Origin of the sequence: Siminovitchia fortis (assembly GCF_007681465.1) — a bacterium.
GTDB lineage: Bacteria > Bacillota > Bacilli > Bacillales > Bacillaceae_C > Siminovitchia > Siminovitchia fortis.
Map to the genome: position 1 here is coordinate 1 of NZ_VEKZ01000151.1, position 978 is coordinate 978.

Consider the following 978-nt stretch of genomic DNA (forward strand, 5'->3'; position numbering starts at 1 on the left):
ATGCGAACAGGAACGCCCGTACCCCTGATGGTTGAGAGGCGGGTGCCTGTATATACCTTTTTCCCAAGGCGTTCTTCATGGCACATGCCTTCTTTTTGGGCGATGGCCAGCCAGTCTTCTGCTGTTTCTTTCCGGGGGTTTCGCTTGATGACGAAATCCACCTTGTTCATCGTACAGACTTTCATATTGTCGGCACTGTCACACGCGGAATCCATGCGGAGAAGAAGCGCCTCGTCCGTCATGCGTTTCGCAAGTTCAATCGTCCTTTGAAGAAAGTCGGGGGTTCCCTTTTGTGAATGGTCACTCCCTTCACGCAGCTCTACATTGACCCCGTAACCTTCCTGCCCTATATAGGCAAACATAGGTGCATAGCCGTCACATCCCTTGTATGTTCTCGCCACGCCTTCCTTAAAGGTGTTGGAGTTATCAAAAGGAGAGACATCCACATCCAGGGGAAGGTATGGCTTGCCTCCCACATCGACGGGAGAAATGTCTGCATCTAGACGACGGATAAGACCGGCTGACTCTTCCATCAGGATCGTTTTCCAGTCCTCCGTCAAAGCACCCTGGTCCAATCGTTGGCGAAGGGTAGGGCTGGAAGGGACCTTGTCAACATTCAGGGCATAACGAAAAAATTCGTCTTCCCGGAAAGCTTCAATATGGTCAAAGTCGCTCTTTCCTTGGCAGAGTATACCAATGTAGGAAGAGGCAACATCTCCGTTGGAAATTTTCGAATTGCGGTCTGCTTTTCCAGGTTCAGCCTGGTTTAACCGTTGCGGTAAATTGGTGTGATACAAAAGGTCGCCGATAATCGCTAACCCGGTATGAGCTGTAATCCGTTCGCTAGTTGTTTCAATAATAAATTTTTTCATATGATCACCTGCTGGGTGAAGTTGCTAAATTCACCTTTTTTGGGTATTATACTTGATTTCACTAGCTTTCGGATGGTTTTTAGATAAATTTAGTCACGGATTAAGG

Annotated in this window: 1 protein-coding gene; it reads right to left on the minus strand. The window is 47.9% G+C overall.

Features of this window, described 5'->3' with window-relative positions; translation table 11 throughout:
* Positions 1–872: IS1380 family transposase (locus FS666_RS19355; protein ID WP_144463788.1), on the minus strand; the 872-nt coding region annotated here is incomplete at its 3' end.
* Positions 873–978 lie beyond the last annotated feature (106 nt).